This window comes from Micromonospora rosaria, assembly GCF_001567585.1.
In the GTDB taxonomy this organism is placed as follows: Bacteria; Actinomycetota; Actinomycetes; order Mycobacteriales; family Micromonosporaceae; genus Micromonospora; species Micromonospora rosaria.
Map to the genome: position 1 here is coordinate 1 of NZ_LRQV01000060.1, position 15,466 is coordinate 15,466.

A 15,466-nucleotide genomic window follows, 5' to 3' on the forward strand; every position below is an offset into this window, starting at 1 on the left:
CCGGGCGGCGGGCGGGTCGAGCAGGACCGTCGGGCCGGTGGCCGGGCCGGGCAGCCGTCCGGCCAGCCCGGCCTCGGTGACCAGTGCGGCGAGCGGGACCGCGCCGGCCTGGGCGGCCAGCGGCCCGTCGGCCAGGTCGGGGTCGAGCGGCAGGTACGCCGCGCCGGCCTTGAGCACGGCGAGCGTGGCCAGCGGCAGGGCGGGGCGGGTGGTGAGGACCCCGACCACGTCGCCCCGGCGTACGCCGGCCGCGAGCAGGTGCCGGGCGAGCCGGTTGGCGTCGGCGTCGAGAGCGGCGTACGTGATCCGGCGGTCCCCGGTGACCAGGGCGACCGCGTCGGGGTCGGCGGCGGCGCGGGCCTGCACCAGGTCGGCGAGGCCGGCGGCGGGCCGTGCCGGGTGCGGGTGCCCGGCGGCGTACCGGCGGTGCTCCTCCTCAGTGAGCAGGTCGAGGTCGGCGACCGGCCGGTCCGGGTCGGCGGCGGCGGCGCGCAGCAGCCGGGCGAGCCGGTCGGCGAGCCGCCGCGCGGTGTCCGCCTCGAAGAGGTCGGTGGCGTACTCCAGCACGCCCCGCACCCCGTCCGGGGTGCTCCCGTCGTGGTCCTCCCGCACCGCCAGGGTCAGGTCGAACTTCGCGGTGCCGGTGTCGAAGGGGACCTCGGTGCCGGCCAGCGGCGACCCGGCCCGGGGCGGCGCGCCGGTGTTCTGGAGCACGAGGGTGACCTGCACCAGCGGGTGGTGGGCGGTGGAGCGGGCCGGGTTCAGCTCCTCCACGAGGCGTTCGAAGGGGACGTCCTGGTGGTCGTAGGCGGCCAGGTCGGCGTCACGCACCCGGGCCAGCAGCTCGGCGAAGGTCGGGTCACCGGAAAGGTCGGTGCGCAGCACCAGGGTGTTGACGAAGAACCCGACGACGTCGTCCAGGGCGTCGTCGCCCCGGCCGGCGACCACCGTGCCGACCGGGACGTCGGTGCCGGCGCCGTGCCGGGACAGCAGGGCGGCCAGCGCGGACTGGAGCACCATGAACAGCGTCGCGCCGTGGTCGCGGGCCAGCCGGAGCAGGGTGGCGTGCGTCGCCGCGTCCAGGGTGAACGGGACGACGTCGCCGCGCTGGCTGGACACCGCCGGGCGGGGCCGGTCGACGGGCAGCGGCAGGAGCTGCGGCATCCCGTCCAGGGTGGTGCGCCAGTGGGCGAGCTGCCGGGCGAGCAGGCTCTCCGGGTCGTCGGCGGTGCCGAAGGTGTCCCGCTGCCAGAGCGTGTAGTCGGCGTACTGCACCGGCAGGGGCGTCCAGCCGGGAGTGGTGCCGGCGGCGCGGGCCGCGTACGCCTCGGCCAGGTCGCGCAGCAGCGGCCCGGTGGACCAGCCGTCCCCGGCGATGTGGTGCACCAGCACCACCAGGAGCTGACTGCCGTCGTCGACCCGGATCAGCCACACCCGCAGCGGGATCTCCACCCCGAGGTCGAAGGCGTGTCCGGTGGCGGCGTCCACCACCCGGGGCAGGTCGGCGGCGGGGGTGTCCAGCACGGTCACCGCCGGCTCGGCCCGCTCCAGGACCACCTGGAACGGCTCCCCGTCGACCGCGGCGTAGACGGTGCGCAGCACCTCGTGCCGGGCGAGGACGTCGCCGACGGCGGCGGTGAGCAGCGCCGGGTCCAGCGGCCGGTCCAGCCGGAGCACCACCGGGATGTTGTAGATCCGGCTGGCCCCGCCCATCTCGTTGAGAAACCAGAGCCGGCGCTGGGCGAACGACAGCGGCACCAGGTCGGGCCGGGGTAGCGGGGTCAGCGCCGGCCGCCGGCCGACGCCGGCCAGCTCGCCGATCCGCCGGTCCAACCCGGCGACGGTGGGGGTGAGGAAGAGGTCCCGCAGGCCGATCTCCACGCCGAGGACGGACCGGATCCGGTTGACCAGCTTGGTGGCGAGCAGCGAGTGGCCGCCGGAACGGAAGAAGTTGTCGTGCCGGCCGACCCGCTCGACGCCGAGGGCGGCGGCGAAGAGCCCGCAGAGGATCTCCTCGCGCGGGGTGAGCGGGTCGTCGTGCACCGGCCCGGCGGCGGGCGCGTCGGCGGTTTCGGTACGGGTGGCGGCCCGGCGGTCGGCGAGGGCCTGCTGTTCCTGATCGGTGAGCACGTCGAGGGCGGTGACCGGGGTGGCCGGGTCGGCGGCGGCGGCGCGCAGCAGCCGCAGGTACACGTCGAGCAGCAGCCGGGCGGTGGCCTCGTCGAACAGGTCGGTGGCGTACTGCACCCAGACCTCGACGCCGGCCGGGGCGCCGTCGTCGGCGCGGACCTCGGTGCAGAAGACGGTGAGGTCGAACTTGGCCGAGGCGAGGGCGGCCGGGCGCAGCGTGCCGGCCAGGTCACCGAGGCGGACGCCGGCCGGCGCGGCGGTGTCGGCGGTGAGCATGACCTGGAAGAACGGGTGGTGACCGAGCGACCGGTCCGGGTTGAGGCCCTCCACGACCAGGTCGAAGGGCACGTCCTCGTGGGCGTACGCGGCCAGGTCGGCGTCGCGGACCCGGGTGACCAGGTCGGCGAAGCCGGGGTCGCCGGTGAGGTCGGTACGCAGCACCACCGTGTTGACGAAGAAGCCGACCAGGTCGTGCAGCGCCTCGTCGGGCCGCCCGGCGACCGGCGCGCCGATCGGCACGTCGGTGCCCGCCCCGACCCGGCTCAGCGTGGCCGCGAGCCCGGCCTGGAGCAGCATGAACATGCTGGCCCGGCGGGCGCGGGCCAGGTCGGTCAGCCGGCGGTGCGCGTCGGCGTCGAGCCAGCCGGTGACGGTGCCGCCGCGCCGGGAGGGTTCGGTGGGGCGGGGCCGGTCCAGCGGCAGGTCCAGCACCTGCGGCGAGCCGGCCAGGGTCTCCCGCCACCAGGCGAGCTGCCGGGTCAGCACGCTGTCCGGATCGGACTCCTCCCCCAGCAGCTCCCGCTGCCAGAGCGTGTAGTCGGCGTACTGCACCTCCAGAGGGGTGAAGGCGGGGGCCGTGCCGGCGGCACGGGCCGCGTACGCGGTGGACAGGTCGCGCAGCAGGGGGCCGGTGGAGGCGCCGTCGGTGGCGACGTGGTGCAGCAGCACCACCAGCACCGACCGCACCCCGTCCACCACGAACAACCGCACCCGCACCGGCACGTCCACCGCGATGTCGAACGACTCCCCCGCCATCCCCGACACCCGCGCGTCCACCTCGGCGGCGGCGCACTCCACCACCGACAGGCCCACCGGCGACCCGTCCAGCACCCGCTGCACCGGCTCGCCGTCCACCGACGGGAAGACCGTCCGCAACACCTCGTGCCGCGCCACCACGTCCCGCACGGCGGCGGCCAGGGCCGTCCGGTCCGGCACCCCCGACAACTCCACCACCACCGGCACGTTGTACGTCGCCGACGGACCCTCCAACCGGTTCAGGAACCACAACCGGCGCTGCGCGTACGACAACGGGATCACGGGACACTCCTCCTGTTCGACCACGACCGTCGTCAGCCGTGGCGCCACGACCTCGGGAAAGGGGCGTGCGACCTGTCCGGGGCGGGGTTCGCCGACAGGTCGCACGCCGGTGGGTTGCGGATGACGGGGTACTCAGCCGGCGGGCTGGTCGAGGCGGGACTCGATGGTCCGGGCCAGGTCCCGCAGCCGGGGGTTCTCGTAGACGGCCCGGACCGGCAGGCTCAGGCCCAGCTCGCGGCGCACCCCGGCGACCAGCTTGATGGCCAGCAGGGAGTGCCCGCCGAGCTTGAAGAAGTTGTCGTCGGCGCTGATCCGGGACGCCCCGAGGACGTGCCGCCAGACCGAGGCGATCAGCTCCTCCACCCGGCCGGTGGGCTCGTCCCCGGCGGCCGGGGCTTCCGGGACGGCGGCCCCGGTGGGGGCGGGCAGCGCCGCCCGGTCCAGCTTGCCGCTGTTGGTCAGCGGGAACCGGTCCAGCCCGACGAACGCCGCCGGCACCATGTACGCCGGCAGGTCGGCGGCGGCCCGGTCGCGCAGCTCGGTCGGGTCGACGGCGGCGGTGGCCCGGTAGTACGCGACCAGGGTCGGCTCGCCGGCCGGGTCGTCGCGGAGCACCACGGCGGCCTCGACGACGGCCGGGTGCCCGGCGACCGTGGCCTCGATCTCGCCCAGCTCGATGCGGTGGCCCCGGACCTTGACCTGCCCGTCGGCGCGGCCCAGGTACTCCAGCCGGCCGTCGGGGAGCTGCCGGCACAGGTCACCGGTGCGGTACATCCGCCGCCCGTCGACGGCGTCCGGGTCGGCGACGAACCGTTCGGCGGTGAGGCCGGGCCGACGCCGGTACCCGCGCCCGACCCGGGAGCCGGCCAGGTACAGCTCGCCGACCTCGCCGGGGGTGACCGGGGTCAGGGTGTCGTCGAGCAGCCGCAGGCTCAGGCCGGGCAGGACGGTGCCGATGTGCGGGGCGTGCTCGCCGGTGATCCAGCCGGCGGTGGCGTCGACGGTGCACTCGGTGGGGCCGTACACGTTGACCGCCCGGAGCACGCCGCTCGCCACCAGCTCCGCGATCCGCCCCCACAGCGCGGGGCTGATCGCCTCGCCGCCGACGAGCAGGGTCAACGGCCGGGCCGCCCCGGCGGCGGGCAGGTGCTCCAGCAGCGGGTCGGCGTGCGACGGGGTGATGTCCAGGTCGGTCAGGGCGGCGTCGCCGATCAGCGCGGCGAGCAGCGCCGGGTCGGCGCGGGTCTGGTCGTCGAGCATGACGAGGGTGTCGCCCCGGCAGACCCGGACCCACTGCTGGACGGAGGCGTCGAAGGAGGGGGACGCGTTCCAGCCGACCCGGCCCGCCTCGCCCCGGACGATGCCGGTGGACTCCAGCTCGGCCAGCAACGCCGCCGCCGCGCCCCGGCTGATCTCGACCCCCTTGGGCCGGCCGGTGGAGCCGGAGGTGTAGATGACGTACGCGAGGGCGCCGGGGGGCACCGGCACCGGCCGGTACCCGGTGTCGCCGTCGGGCGCGGTCAGCTCCGCCACCGGGACCTGGGGTACGCCGGCGGTCAGCGGATCGACGCCCGGGTCGGCCACGACGACCAGGTCGACACCGGCGTCCTCGACGAGGTACCGCCGCCGATCGGCGGGTAGGCGCGGGTCCACCGGCAGGTACGCGGCCCCGGCGGTCAGGGTGCCGAGCAGGGCCGCCACCAGGTCGGCGCCGCGCGGCAGGCAGAGCGCGACGACGCTCTCCGGCCCGACGCCGTGCCGGGCGAGGCGGCGGGCGATCCGGGCGGCCCGCTCGCGCAGGTCGCCGAAGGTGAGGGTGGTGTCGCCGGCGACGACGGCGGTCCGGTCGGCGGGGACCTCGGCGAGCCGGTCCAGCAGGTCCCGGGCGGGGACCGCCCGGTCGAGATCGACGGGGCGGGTGAGCGCGCTGGTCATCGCCGGCTCACTCCCCGTGCGCCGTGGCCGACGGGGCGGTCTGCGGCTGGCAGTCGGCCAGCGCCACCTCGTCACCCATCGCCACCACGATCTTGCGGGCACCGGTGAACGCCTCCCGCCCGTGGGCGCAGGCGATGTTGTCGACCAGCATCACGTCGCCGACCTGCCAGGTCTCCCGGACGGTCACCTCGGTGTACACCTGGTTGATGGCGTCCACCTCGTCGCGGGTGAGCGGGGAGCCGTCGCCAAGGTAGGTGTCGAACGGCAGGCCGTCGTCGCCGTACGTCTCCAGCAGCACGTCCCGGACGTCGGCGTCGAGGGACCAGCGGTTCCAGAAGGCGAAGTGGTTGAACCAGCTCTGCTCACCGGTGACCGGGTGGGTGACGATGGCCGAGCGGCGCTGGCGGGTCCGCAGTTCCCCCTCGGCCAGCCACTCGTGGCCGATGACGTGCTCGGCGCAGTACCGCTCCACCTCGGCGGGGTCCTCGGTGGCGAAGCTCGTCTGCCAGGGCAGCCCGGCCAGCTCGGAGAAGTTGCGGACCAGCAGCCAGCCGTGGGTGGCGAAGCGGTCCCGCAGGTCGGTGGGCATCCGCCGCAGCGCCTCCCGGGTGTCGCCGACGGTGGTGGCGCCACCGGTCTCGGGGGCGACGAGGCAGCCGAACATCAGGGTGCCGGGGAAGTCGAGGGTGTAGCTGTTCTCGTTGTGCAGCCGTATCGGCTGCACGGCGGGCAGGTCGGTGGAGGAGAAGACGCCCTCGCCGAAGTCGGTACGCGGGGTGGCCTTCTCCCGGTACCCGGTGCGGGTCGGCATCAGCACGCCCCGGGCGCGGGCGAAGTCGGCGGTGTCGGCGACCGGCAGGCCCCGGATCAGCAGGTTGCCGGAGCGCAGCAGCTCGGCGCGCAGGGCGGCGTGGTGGGCGGTGAGCCACTCGACGGCGGCGTCCATGGTGGGCAGGTACGGGGTGACGGTGATGGCCGGCCGGCCCGCCTCCCGGTGCACGTCGAGGTCGGTGGCGGGTACCGCCTGGGCGGTCGGTGACATGGGATCCTCCTGGGGGGTCGGTGGGGTCAGGCGGCGTCGGACCGGACGAGGCCGCCGTCGAGCACGCCGGTGACGATCGACAGGAACGCGTCGAGCTGGCTCTGGAAGTAGAAGTGGCCGCCGGGCAGGATCCGGGTGACGAGGTCCGCCCGGGTGACCTGCGTCCAGCTGGCCAGCGCCTCGGCCGGCACCACCGGGTCGGCGTCGCCGCCGATCACGGTCACCGGGCAGGTCAGCGGCTCGGCCCCGGCGTGCCGGTAGGCGTCGTCGATGGCGAAGTCGGCGCGGATCGACGGGAGCAGCAGTTCCCGCAGCTCCGGCTCGTCGAGGATGCCGTCGTCGGTGCCGCCCCGGGTCTGGATCGCGGTGACCAGGGCGTCGTCGTCGAGCGTCTCGGGGTGCACCGGGCTGGGGTTGGGCAGGAACGGGGCCCGGCAGGCCGAGGCGATCAGGGCGCGCGGCGCCCGGCCGGCGGTGGTGAGCGCCCGGGCGACCTCGTACGCCACCAGGGAGCCCATGCTGTGGCCGAGGACCACCAGGTCGTCGGTGTCGGCGGGCAGGCTGGCCACGATCGGGTCGACCAGGTCGGCCATCCGCTCGGGCAGCGGCTCGCTGAACCGGGCGCCGCGCCCCGGGTACTGGCCGATCAGCAGGCGCACGCCGGTGGGCAGCAGCGCCCGCCAGGGGGCGTAGGCGTGGGCGTTGCCGCCGGCGTGCGGCAGGACCAGCAGGGACGTCCGGTGGGCGCCGTCGCCGGGGAGCACCCAGACGACGTCGTCGGGGGCGGGCGCCGGCGTCCCCGGACCGTCGGTCGAGTCGTACTGTCGGGCAGGATCCACGGTGCGCTCCATTCTTCGACGCGCGTCGGAAAGAATTGCGAAAGAGACAGGATCGGGCCGGGGAATCGGCGTGACGACAGTTCTTCGATCCCATTCGGAAGGAGACTATCGACGTTTCCCGGTGGGCAGCGGCAGATTGCGGGGCAGGTTGCCCCGCGCAGTCAGCCGGTGGTCGGGCCGCTGGGCAGGGCGGCGCCGGCCTGGGTGCGCCGGCGCAGGGCCGGGCGGGCGCGGGCCGGGGTGGCGGCGGGGAGTTGCTCGGTGAGGGTGGCGATGGTGGGGGCCTGGAAGACGTCCCGAATGGTCAACTCGACCCCGAGCACCGCCCGCGCCCGACTGGCCAACCGCGCCGCCAGCAGCGAGTGCCCACCCAACTCGAAGAAATCGTCGTCGATACTGACCGACGGCACCCCCAACACCTCCGCGTACAGGCCACACAGGATCTCCTCCCGCGCGTCCCGCGCCGACCGCCCCTGACCCGCGCTCGCGGTGAACTCCGGAACAGGAAGGGCCCGCCGGTCGAGCTTCCCGTTCGCGGTCAACGGCATCCGCTCCAGGAGCACCACCGCCGAGGGGACCATGTGCTCGGGCACCTGCCCCCGCACCCACTGCCGCAGCTCCGCCGCCTCGATCACGGCACCGGGCTCGGCGACGAGGTACGCGACCAGCCGCAACGTGCCGGAGGGGTCCGGGGCCGCGACCACCGCGGCCTGCGCCACCGTGTCGTGGCGCAGCAGCACCGCCTCGATCTCCCCCGGCTCCACCCGGAACCCCCGCACCTTCACCTGACCGTCGACCCGGCCGACGAACTCCAACACACCCCGCGCCGTCCACCGGGCCAGATCACCCGTGCGGTACAACCGCTCCCCCGAACCCCCGAACGGATCCGCCACGAACCGCTCCGCCGTCAGACCGGGCCGGTTCAGGTACCCGTGCGCCAGGCCGACACCCGCGAGGTAGACCTCGCCGACGACACCGACCGGCACCGGCCGCAGCCGGTCGTCGAGGACGTAGGCGCGCTTGTTGGCGACGGCCCGGCCGATCGGCACCGTGGGGCCGGCGACGTCGGCGGGGACGTCGTGGGTGGTGGTGAAGCCCATCGACTCGGCGGGGCCGTACCCGTTGACCACCCGCAGGTCCGGGCAGCGGGCGGCGATCCGGGCCACGTGGGCCGGCGAGGCGGGTTCCCCGCCGGTGAAGGCGACCCGCAGACCGTCGAAGACCTGCGGATACTCATCCACCAACAGGTTGAACAACCCCGACGACAACTGCAGCATCGACACCCGGTGCTCGGCCGTCAACGACACGATCAGCGCCGGCTCCGGACGCTGCCCCGGCTGCAACACCGACACCCCACCGAACAGCAACGCCCCCCAGAACTCCAACGAAAACGCATCCCACGACACCGGCGAACACTGCAGAAACACCTCACCCGGCCCGAAACAGGCATACCCCTGCCCCACCACCGACCCCACCAACGCCCGATGCGACGACACCACACCCTTCGGCACACCCGTCGACCCCGACGTGAACATCACACACGCCACGTCACCGGGGTCGACGCGGATGCCCGGGTCGACCGGCGGGTGCGCCGCGACGGCCTCGGCGTCGGTGTCCACCCGGACCACCGGCGTGCCGGCGGCCACCCGGGCGGCGAAACTGTCGCGGGTCACCACCACCACCGCCGCCCCCGCCTGCGTCGCCGTCCAGGCCAGCCGCTCGTCGGGGAACTCCGGGTCCAACACCACGTACGCCGCACCCGTCTTCACCACCGCCACCAGCGCCACCGCGAAGTCCAGCCCGCGTTCCAGCAGCACCCCGACAACGCCACCGCGCCGGACGCCCCGGGAGCGCAGCAACCGGGCCAGCCGGTTCGCCCGCGCGTCCAGCTCGGCGTAGGACAGCCGACCGCCCTCGCCGACCAGCGCCACCGCCCCCGGGGCCGCCACCACCCGCGCCGCGAACAGAGCGGCCAGGGACTCGTCCGGCACCGGCACCGCCGTCGCGTTCCAGTCGTGGACGACGGCCCGGTGCTCGTCGGCACCGATCGCGTCGACGGTGCCGACCGGTCGGGTGGGGTCGGCGAGCACCTGGTCGAGGACCTGGAGCAGACCGGCGACGAGGCGTTCCACGGTGCCGTGGTCGAAGATCGCGGTGCTGTAGAGCAGCGCGCCGCCGATGCCGGCGTCCCCCTCGTCGCGGAGCAGGAACTCCAGGTCGAACTTGGCCGCCCCGGTGTCCACCACACCGCCCCGGCCACAGTGCACGCCGGGCAGCCGGAGCTGGCCGTCGGCCGCGTCGTCGAGGGCGAGGCAGACCTGGAACAGGGGGTGCCGGGCCAGCGTCCGGACCGGGTTGAGGGCTTCGAGCAGCAGGTCGAAGGGGAGTTCCTGGTGGGCGAGGGCGTCCAGGTCGGTGCCACGGACCCGGGCGAGCAGGTCGGCGAAGGACGGGTCGCCGGAGGTGTCGGTCCGCAGGACGACGGTGTTGACGAAGAACCCGACGAGGCCGTCCAGGGCCGGGTCGCTGCGGCCGGCGACGGGGGTGCCGATGGGCACGTCGGTGCCCGCCCCGAACCGGGTCAGGGTCAGCGCCAGCGCGGCCTGGAGCACCATGAACGGCGTGCAGCGCTGCTGACGGGCCAGCTCGGCGATCCGCCGCCGCTGCGCCGGGTCGATCCGCACCGGTACCGCGCCACCGGTGTGGTCGGCGACCGGGGGCCGGGGGCGGTCCAGGGGCAGCCCGAGTTCCTCGGGGAGCCCGGCGAGGGCCTGCCGCCAGTAGTCGAGGTCGGTGGCGTGCAGGCTGGCCGGGTCCGCCGGGTCGCCGAGGGCCGCCCGTTGCCAGAGCGCGTAGTCGGCGTACTGCACGGGCAGCGGCGTCCAGTCGGGGGCCCGGCCGCCGATCCGGGCCGCGTACGCGGTGGCCAGATCGGCGAAGAGGGGCCGCAGCGACTGGCCGTCGGTGGCGATGTGGTGCAGCAGGATCAGCAGGACCCGGTCGTCGTCGGCCAGCTCGAACAGGGTGAACCGGACCGGTGGGGCGGCACCGAGGTCGAAGACGTGTCCGGCCGCCGCCGCGAGCCGCGCGTCGAGGTCGTCGGGGGTGACGGCCTGCCGGTCGAGGGTGACCGGGGCGGGCGGGTGGATCCGCTGGTACGGCTCCCCGTCGACCGTCGGGTATCCGGTCCGCAGGATCTCGTGCCGGCCGACCAGGTCGGTCAGGGCGAGGTGCAGGGCGGCCACGTCGAGGTCACCGGTGAGCCGGACGGCGAGCGGCACGTTGTACGTCCGGCTGCTCCCCTCCAGCGTGTCGATGAGCCAGAGCCGGCGCTGGGCGTACGACAGCGGAATGCGGTCGGCCCGGTCGGCGGGGACGACGGCGGGGCGGGGGCGGGCCCGACCGGTGTCGGCCAGGTGCCCGGTGAGGGTGGCGATGGTGGGGGCCTGGAAGACGTCCCGAATGGTCAACTCGACCCCGAGCACCGCCCGCGCCCGCGACGCCAACCGGGCGGCGAGGAGGGAATGCCCGCCGAGTTCGAAGAAATCGTCGTCGATACTGACCGACGGCACCCCCAACACCTCCGCGTACAGGCCACACAGGATCTCCTCCCGCGCGTCCCGCGCCGACCGCCCCTGACCCGCGCTCGCGGTGAACTCCGGAACAGGAAGGGCCCGCCGGTCGAGCTTCCCGTTCGCGGTCAACGGCATCCGCTCCAGGAGCACCACCGCCGAAGGAACCATGTGCTCGGGCACCTGCCCCCGCACCCACTGCCGCAGCTCCGCCGACGCCACGGTGGTCCCGGGCTCGGCCACCAGGTACGCGACCAGCCGCAGCGTGCCGGACGGATCGGGCGCGGCCAGCACCGCGGCCTGCGCCACCGCCTCGTGGCGCAGCAACACCGCCTCGATCTCCCCCGGCTCCACCCGGAACCCGCGTACCTTCACCTGACCGTCGACCCGGCCGACGAACTCCAACACACCCTGCGCCGTCCACCGCGCCAGATCACCCGTGCGGTACAACCGCTCCCCCGCACCCCCGAACGGATCCGCCACGAACCGCTCCGCGGTCAGACCGGGCCGGTTCAGGTACCCGTGCGCCAGACCCACCCCGGCCAGGTACACCTCACCCACCACGCCGACCGGCACCGGCCGCAACCGGCCGTCGAGCAGGTACGCCCGCTTGTTGGCCACGGGGGTGCCGACCGGGACGGAGGCACCGGTGATCCCCACCGGCACGTCGTAGGTGGTGGTGAAGCCCATCGACTCGGCCGGCCCGTACCCGTTGGCGACCCGCAGGTCCGGGCACCGGGCCTGGATCCGCGCCACGTGCGCCGGGGACGCCGGCTCACCCCCGGTGAAGGCGACCCGCAGGCCGTCGAAGACCTGCGGATACTCATCCACCAACAGGTTGAACAACCCCGACGAGAGTTGCAGCATCGACACCCGGTGCTCGGCCGCCAACGACACGATCAGCGCCGGCTCCGGACGCTGCCCCGGCTGCAACACCGACACCCCACCGAACAGCAACGCCCCCCAGAACTCCAACGAAAACGCATCCCACGACACCGGCGAACACTGCAGAAACACCTCACCCGGCCCGAAACAGGCATACCCCTGCCCCACCACCGACCCCACCAACGCCCGATGCGACGACACCACACCCTTCGGCACACCCGTCGACCCCGACGTGAACATCACACACGCCACGTCACCGGGGTCGATCCCGACACCGGGGTCGGTGCCCGGCCGCGCGGCGATCGCCGCCGCCTCCGCGTCGACGGCGACCACCCGGCCGGCGGGGCCGAGCCGGCCGGCCAGGTCGGCCCGGCTGACCACCGCCGAGGCCCCGGTCTCGGTCACCGTCCAGGCCAGCCGCTCGTCGGGGAACTCCGGGTCCAGCACCACGTACGCCGCACCCGTCTTCACCACCGCCACCAGCGCCACCGCGAAGTCCAACCCCCGCTCCAGCAGCACACCCACCACGCCACCCCGACGGACACCCGCCGCCAGCAGGTGCCGGGCCAGCCGGTTCGCCCGCGCGTCCACTTCGGCGTAGGACAGCCGACCGCCCTCGCCGACCAGCGCCACCGCCCCCGGGGCCGCCACCACCCGCGCCGCGAACAGCGCGGCCAGGGACTCGTCCGGCACCGGCACCGCCGTCGCGTTCCAGTCGCGCAGGATGCGGTGGCGCTCGGCGTCGTCGAGCAGCGTCAGCTCGCCGACCGGGACGCCGGGCCGGTCGGTCATCCCGGCCAGCAGGTGGTGGAAGGTGCGCTGGTACGCGTCGAGGTCGACACTGTCGGCGTACGCCGCGTCGATGCTGACGTCGATCCGGAGTCCGCCCTCGGGGTGGTGGGTGACGGTGATCGCGAGGTCCTCGGCGGTCCCGCCGGTGGAGAAGAGGTGGTGCACGGCGGGCAGTCCGGCGAAGGTGTCGTGCTCGTCGCCGGCCACGATGTTCACCACCGGGCCGAACTGCCGGTGCCCGTCGGTGGGCCAGTCCAGGTCCCGCAGCAGGTCGGTGGAGTCGTACCGCTGGTGCCACTGGGCGCGCAGCGTCTGCCCGGCGGTGCGCGCGGCCAGGGCCTCGGCGGGCTCTGCGGGGTCGATCCGGCAGCGCAGCGGCAGGATGTTGGCCATCATGCCGGGCGCGTTGATCGCGGTCGGCGTGACCCGCCCGGGGACCGGGAGGCTGAGCAGCACGTCCGTCTGGCCCGTCCAGTGGTACCGGTGCACGGCGGCGGCCGTGATCAGGGCCTGTTGCCAGGTCACCCCGGCCCGTTCGCTGAACCGGCGCAGCCGGTCGGCGATCTCCGGGGCGATCCGGGTGACCTGGCGGACGATCCGGTTGGTGGGCTTGTCGGCGGAGGCGGGGCCGGGTGGGTAGCTGGCGCCGGCCATCAGCGTGCGCCAGTACGCCCCGTCGCGGCGGTGCGCCCCGGTGCCGGGATAGCGCGCCTGCTCGTCGAGGGTGGCGAGGAAGGAGCCGAGCGCGGGGCCGACGGGAGCCCGCCCCTCGGCCAGCGCGGTGTACAGCTCGGCGCCCCGCCGCCGGACCACCGTGGAGGTGTACCCGTCGTGGATCAGGTGGTGGGCCCGGTTGTACCAGAGGAAGTGCTCCGGCCCGAGCTGGTAGACCTGGTGGTGGAAGAGGAGGTCCCGTTCCAGGTCGGGGGCCCGGTCCAGGTCGTCGCGCATGTGGCGCAGCGCCGCCGCCGTCGGGTCCGGTTCGGCGCTCAGGTCCAGCAGGGTCGGGGTGAAGTCCGGGGCCGGTCCGAGGTACTGCGCGGGCACGCCGTCGACCTCGGTGAACCGCAGCCGGAACGTCTCGTCCTCGGCCACCAGCGCGGCCATCGTGGCGAGCAGGATCCCGGGGTCGAGTGGGCCACGGATCTCCAGGTAGCCGCCCATGTTGTAGACCGGGTTGCCCGGGTCGAGCCGCTGGGCGTACCAGACGCCGAGCTGTGCCGCGTTGAGTGGCCGGGCCTGGTTCACCGGACCGGACATGATGGACCCCCATCTGCGAGGAGTGGCGGAACGGACGGATGGACGACTGCGGCCCACCGCGACGCCGTCAGCTGACGTGGGGACGCGGTGGGCCGTCGTCGGGACTGCGGGGACCTGCGGGGGCTACCGGCGAACGGGTCACTGCTTCCGCGCGATGAGGTCCAGGATGTCCTGGACGGTCTGCACGCTGGCCAGCTCGTCGTCGTCGATCTCGATGTCGAAGTTCTTCTCGACCTTGACCAGGATGTCGACGAAGGTGAGCGAGTCGATCCCGAGGTCCTGGCTGAACCGGTCGGCCGGGCCGATCCGCACGGCCAGGTCCGGGACCTGCTCCAGGACGATCTCGTTCACCCGGTCCAGGGTGTCGGTCGCGGACTCCAGGGTGTTGTTCACGGGTCTCTCCCATCGGCTGTCCGCCCTCGGGGGCGGGGTCTGTGGTCGGGGTGCTGCCGGGTTGGTCCGCCCCGGGCCGGTCGGTCCGGTCGGGGAGTCGGGGGTCAGGCGGTCGCGGGCCGGGGCGTCGGGCCCAGGTCGGGCCAGGTCAGCGCCGCCGCGCCCCAGGTCGCTCCGCCGCCGAAGGCGGCCAGGAGCACCCGGTCGCCGGGGGTGAAGGCGCCGGCCTCCACCGCGTCGGCGAAGGCCAGGGGGATGGAGGCGGCCGAGGTGTTCGCCACCCGGTCGACGTTGATCACGGCGCGTTCCGGGGCGATGCCGATCGTCTCGGCGGTGGCGGTGAGGATGCGCCGGTTGGCCTGGTGCGCGACGAGCCAGTCGACGTCGTCCACGGTCCAGCCCATCTGCTCCAGAACCCTGGTCGAGGCCAGGCTCATCCGGTTGATCGCGTGCTTGTAGACCGACCGGCCGGCCATGGTGAAGTAGCTGTTCTCGGCGTCGACGGCGATGCCGACGCCACGCTGCCGCGAGCCGCCGGCCGGGGTCTTCATGATGTCCAGCAGGTCACCGTCGCTGCCGAGGAGGTGGGCGGTGAGGCTGCCCTGCTCGTCGGGGCGGCCCGCGCGGATCACCACCGCGCCCCCGCCGTCGCCGAAGAGCGGTGCGGTGATCTGGTCGGACTGGTCGATGATGGTGGAGACCGCGTCCGCGCCGATGACCAGGCCGGTGCCGTACGCGCCGGAGGCGAGCATGGCGGCACCGACCGAGAGGGCGTAGACGAACCCGGAGCAGGCGGCGTTGAGGTCGAACGCGGCGATGCCCTTGAGGCCGAGGCGGGCGGCGACGGCGGGGGCGGTCGCCGGGAAGGGGTGGTCCGGCGTGCAGGTGGCCAGGATCAGGAAGTCGATCGCCGGGTTCCCGCAGGAGTCCAGGGCCCGCCGGCCCGCCTCGACGGCGAGGTCGGAGGTGGCGCCGCCGGGCTCGAGGAGGAACCGCTGCTCGATGCCGGTCCGGTCACGGATCCAGTCGGTGGTGACGCCGAGTTGCGCGGCGACCTCGTCGTTCTTCACCACCCGCTCGGGCACGTACGCGCCGAGGCCGGCGATGACGGCCGTTCTGGTGTGCTTGCTGTACTCGACATCAGCCGACAAGGTCGTCCTCCCTCGTTCCGTGATCGAGCTCGGCGGCCAACCCGCCGGGTTCGCTCCCGCTCGGTGTGCAGTCATTCAACCGGCGGCCCCGGCCGGCCGGCGGCAGTTGTTCCGGCACCCGTCCAGCAGTTGCGCGACGCCCGGCGGGGT

The 15,466-nt window shown here is 74.4% G+C and carries 7 protein-coding genes; all 7 read right to left on the minus strand.

The window, feature by feature from the left end; translation table 11 throughout:
- Positions 1-3,447, minus strand: a 3,447-nt coding sequence (locus AWW66_RS17165) for a condensation domain-containing protein (protein ID WP_169807125.1), incomplete at its 3' end; no start/stop codon positions are given.
- A 132-nt stretch (positions 3,448-3,579) separates the two neighbouring features.
- The gene (locus AWW66_RS17170; RefSeq protein WP_067367143.1) at positions 3,580-5,382 is read right to left on the minus strand and encodes a non-ribosomal peptide synthetase; all 1,803 of its coding nucleotides are present in this window, start codon (positions 5,380-5,382) and stop codon (positions 3,580-3,582) included.
- Between the two features lie 7 nt (positions 5,383-5,389).
- A complete protein-coding gene (locus tag AWW66_RS17175; protein ID WP_067367146.1) occupies positions 5,390-6,424 on the minus strand; it encodes a TauD/TfdA family dioxygenase in 1,035 nt (344 codons plus the stop codon).
- A gap of 26 nt (positions 6,425-6,450) precedes the next feature.
- Complete coding sequence (locus tag AWW66_RS17180) at positions 6,451-7,263, minus strand: thioesterase II family protein (protein WP_245648347.1); 813 nt, start codon at positions 7,261-7,263, stop codon at positions 6,451-6,453.
- A 161-nt stretch (positions 7,264-7,424) separates the two neighbouring features.
- Positions 7,425-13,772, minus strand: a complete 6,348-nt coding sequence (locus AWW66_RS17185; RefSeq protein ID WP_067367150.1) for a non-ribosomal peptide synthetase — start codon at positions 13,770-13,772, stop codon at positions 7,425-7,427.
- A 138-nt stretch (positions 13,773-13,910) separates the two neighbouring features.
- A complete protein-coding gene (locus AWW66_RS34445) occupies positions 13,911-14,165 on the minus strand; it encodes an acyl carrier protein (RefSeq protein ID WP_169807126.1) in 255 nt (84 codons plus the stop codon).
- Positions 14,166-14,269: 104 nt separating this feature from the next.
- Positions 14,270-15,316, minus strand: a complete 1,047-nt coding sequence (locus tag AWW66_RS17195; RefSeq protein ID WP_067367152.1) for a beta-ketoacyl-ACP synthase III — start codon at positions 15,314-15,316, stop codon at positions 14,270-14,272.
- Positions 15,317-15,466: the final 150 nt, after the last annotated feature.